Here is a 2,729-nt window from a genome sequence, read left to right on the forward strand (position 1 = left end):
GGAAAAAGAAAATAAAAATTTGGAGCAACATGATAAAGACTGCGAATGTAAATTTTGTCAGAAACGAGCAATTATTGAAATGAACAAGGAAGATGAACGAAAGGAAATAGTGGAAATGTTAAAACGTATATAATATTAGGTAGAATGCAATCAACCAGAAATAAAACATTTTAACCTGAAAATTTTTAAACTCTGATAAAAAAACCTTATCTTCTCATGTAACGGGTTCCGTGGATGTGGAGAAACATTGCAATTAGCATATAAATTAGATGTCCAATTAGCATAGCTATTTGGTCTCTTTTATTGTCTATAAACATTGATTTAACTACTTTTATCTTTCAAATTAACAGTAGGTTTATGATTTTCATAAAGAGAATTGTATCCATTTAAATTTTGTTTTTACCTTTAAATCCTTTTTAGCTTTAAAATAAAACCGGGTTTCTTGTGTTTATAGGATATAGTTTCCCATCTAACGCAAATGAAATTTTACCGGTTTCTTCAGAAACAACAAGAGCAAGTGCATCGCTTTTTTCGGATATTCCTAGGGCTTCACGGTGACGTGTTCCAACTTTCTTATCTCCAGTTAATACAGTTGTCAGCGGAAGTACATTTGCTGCTGAGACGACTGTATTTCCCCGTATTAAAACTGCTCCATCATGTAATGGATTTCCAGGATAAAAAATGGCTTCCAATAATTTTGGTGTCACCATAGCTCCTATTGTTGTTCCTTTTTGGATAATGGTGTCAACAGAATCACTACGTTCAACTATAATAAGTGCACCATGATTTTGTTTCGATAGGATTTGAGCAGCGATAGATAAGTCATTATATGTATCAGTAAAGGATGATAAATAGCAATTTAAATAAAAGGAAGCCGCCATGGATTCAATTTTTAGTAGATGCTCTTTTACATCCTCTAAACTCCCTAATACACAGTGGTTTTCGTTACCTAGGACATCTAAATTGGCTTCGAGTAAATTAATTATATGTTTAATACCATCCTCCAAATTTTGCTTTAACGGTGAAAAATCACAATTACTCTCCATGTAGATATTCCTCCAACTATTAGCTAAAAGCCTTTAATTCCACTTTTCTTTTGTTTACTGTACTTGTTAGAAATAGTATTAGTTTGGCGATTAAATATTATTTATGAGCATTCCGACATAATCTCGTGCAACTTTAATTGATTTATTTGCCGATTTTTACTATACTGTATTTAGGTTACTAAAAGTATACATGTTACTTTTTATATAATTATATTTTAGAAACGAGGTAAGGAAAATGACTATGTTAGAATCAAAAGTAATTCAAACTAGATTTGAAAAAGAAATCTTTATAGAAGAAAAATCAAACATTGAAATTAACATGTTTGGTACCCTTGATAAGAACACTCCTTTTTATGAATTTATGGTTGGACTTGATCTAATTCGAATTAGGGATAATGAGTTTTATGGAAATAAAACAAGTTACGTTACTATCAGAATTTCAGATGATTTACAATCTCTTTTTGTAATAGAGCCTGATGTTCAAAGCATTTTTGCCATCAAAAACAAACAAGAAAAAGAAGCAGCAATAGAATTAATTCATTATTTATTGATTGATTCACAAACTTTTAAACAAGTTGTCTCAGAAATGATACGTAAACTAAAGAGTGATAATGTTATTAATGTATATGAAGTCAAGGAAGCAACCACCAAGCTGGCTGTGCTGGAAAGGTTATTAAACATTCGTAATGATGATTTAAAATTCATGATTAGAATGGAAAATATCGCTTAGTTTTTTTAAAAAAGGAGAAAAGCCCGGATTAACAGGCTTTTTTCCTTTTTTATAAGAATTTTTTATTTTTCAAAAATAAGTGTACTATCGTAGTTGTTAATTTTCAGGAATGTATTTGAATTATGTCTAAACTCAATAAAAAAGTGGCATTTCCATTGGCAATGGTAATCTTTCCGTGGCTAACGGTTCCTTTCATGGGGAAAATTCATTTATTAGGTTCTTGCCTGTAGCATCTTTTACAAACTTGTTCATAGGTATATTTAGCGTAGTTGGGAATAAGAAAAAGTGGTGGATTAATAAAAATCCGCTATCTCCAGGCCTTGTAGATTTTACTTATATTATTGGTCCGTTTTTTGTAGCAACACTTTAGATATTTAAATTTACCTATGGTAAATTTTCGAAATACTTACTAACAAATATAGTATTGAATGTTATTAATCCTTACCCTCATGCTGAATTGTGGGAAAAAGCAGGAGTATTCAAATTAAAAAAGTTGACCCATACTCGATGGTATTTTGTATGCGTTGCTTTCGCTATCGTCAGTTATGGTACAAACGAGGAAGCTCGTAAAACATGAAAGACGATGATTCCTTGTTCGCCTAGGAAACATCGTCTTTTTTTATGTTAATTTTCCTACTTATCTCCATTTAATTGAATAGTGGTTACCTTTTTTCAACTCTTCCATCCGCATGGCGTGCGAATCTTCCTGACTCACGCTCATTTACAGGATCTGGACGGTCCCACGGCCAGCCTCCAAATTGTGTATTTTGATAATCCTTGAATGCTTCACGAATTTCCTGCTCAGAATTCATTACAAACGGTCCATAGGATACGAGAGGTTCTTGTATCGGCTCACCCTCAAGGAGAAGCATATAACTCTCAGATGATCCATTTGTAATCGTAATTTCCTCATCACCAGCAAGCTTTACACGATGGTACGTTTCAATCGCTGT

3 protein-coding genes are annotated in these 2,729 nt (G+C 32.4%); 1 reads left to right on the forward strand and 2 read right to left on the reverse strand.

The features are described from left to right. Positions 1-422 precede the first annotated feature (422 nt). Positions 423-1,046: a sporulation-specific diadenylate cyclase CdaS gene (cdaS, locus tag V7659_RS28505; RefSeq protein ID WP_335543426.1), complete on the reverse strand. Its 624-nt coding sequence runs from the start codon at positions 1,044-1,046 to the stop codon at positions 423-425. Between the two features lie 235 nt (positions 1,047-1,281). On the opposite strand from cdaS, the gene V7659_RS28510 reads away from it, so the two are divergent. Further along, positions 1,282-1,776 (forward strand): hypothetical protein, encoded by a 495-nt coding sequence (locus tag V7659_RS28510; RefSeq protein ID WP_335543427.1) that lies wholly within the window; start codon positions 1,282-1,284, stop codon positions 1,774-1,776. Between the two features lie 662 nt (positions 1,777-2,438). Here V7659_RS28510 and V7659_RS28515 read toward each other — a convergent pair. Beyond that, the coding region (locus V7659_RS28515) for a pirin-like C-terminal cupin domain-containing protein (RefSeq protein ID WP_335543428.1) at positions 2,439-2,729 on the reverse strand (291 nt) is incomplete at its 5' end.

This window comes from Neobacillus drentensis, from assembly GCF_036966985.1.
Taxonomy (GTDB): Bacteria; Bacillota; Bacilli; order Bacillales; family Cytobacillaceae; genus Neobacillus; species Neobacillus drentensis_E.

Excerpts from the sequence above, each read along its gene's own strand:
- cdaS (WP_335543426.1), bottom strand. The coding sequence starts at position 1,046 with ATGGAGAGTAATTGTGATTTTTCACCGTTAAAGCAAAATTTGGAGGAT.
- V7659_RS28510 (WP_335543427.1), top strand. The coding sequence starts at position 1,282 with ATGACTATGTTAGAATCAAAAGTAATTCAAACTAGATTTGAAAAAGAA.